The sequence below is a fragment of the Xanthomonas sp. LMG 12460 genome, assembly GCF_009192895.1.
GTDB lineage: Bacteria > Pseudomonadota > Gammaproteobacteria > Xanthomonadales > Xanthomonadaceae > Xanthomonas_A > Xanthomonas_A sontii.
In genome coordinates this window covers 1-920 of the sequence record NZ_NKUH01000172.1, presented here as the reverse complement: position 1 = coordinate 920, position 920 = coordinate 1, and the positions used below count along the sequence as shown (strand labels likewise).

Genomic DNA, 920 nt, shown 5'->3' with positions numbered 1-920 from the left:
GGCGATGACCACGTCCTTGTTCTTCTCGGTCGAGGTGATGGTCCAGCTACCCTTGCCGATGTAGCCCTCCTTGGAGCTGTAGTCCAGGCGCGCGCCGACACCGGATTCCGGGCCGGAGAGCTTCAGCTCGATGCGCGGGTCGCGCAGCACCAGGGGGTTCCAGTCCTTGAACCGACGCAGGCTGTTGACCGTGTCATAGACGATGGTCATGCGCCGATTGGTCTCGACGCTTTCGGACATGTGACGCTCCGAGGGCAGCACCACGCCGACAATGACGAACAGGCCAGCCACGATCCCCAGGGCGATCAGGAACTCGATAATACGGGTCATTCAGGAGGTCTCCGGGGCCGATCCCACGGCCGGGTTGATGAAGCGAAGCGCCCATCCTAGCAGGCTTCGCTGTCCGTGGTCAGCACATCACGGAATGCCGCTTCGCCCCGCGCCGCAACGGCCTTGCGCGGTGCCGGCAGCGCCGGTGCGCGCGGCGCCAGGGACGACCAGACCATTGTCCCGATGACGGCAGCGGACAGGCGGGAGCACCCAGGACCTGCCCGCATCGAACCGAGCAACGGCGGCACTCTCGGACAGCCGGAGGTGTCCGGGCCACGCCAAGCCGAGGCCAGACCACTTGCCTGCGCGCGACAGGCGCGACAACGCCATGCCGGCACGGTTTGCATGGCCTCCGGTGACACGAGACCCGGCCGGCGCGCGCGCGACCCGTCTCCGCCGGCCGTCATCCTGTCTCGTTCAGACCACCTGCGGCGCCTGGCGGGGGCATCCTGCTCGGTCAGACCAGCTGCAGCTCGAACGCCTTCAGCACCGCACGGGTCCGGTCGCGCACGCCGAGCTTGGAGAGAATGTTGGAGACGTGGTTCTTGATCGTGCCCTCGGCCACGCCCAGCGAGTTGGCGCTCTCCTTG

General features: G+C 67.4%; 1 protein-coding gene and 1 pseudogene. Both read right to left on the bottom strand.

Translation table 11 applies throughout. The annotated features are described in order from the left end of the window. Window positions 1–330, bottom strand: a pseudogene (locus CEK66_RS20255) (polyketide cyclase); the annotation flags it as partial. A gap of 457 nt (window positions 331–787) precedes the next feature. Further along, on the bottom strand, window positions 788–920 hold a 133-nt coding region (locus CEK66_RS20250; protein ID WP_193312733.1), incomplete at its 5' end, for a LuxR C-terminal-related transcriptional regulator.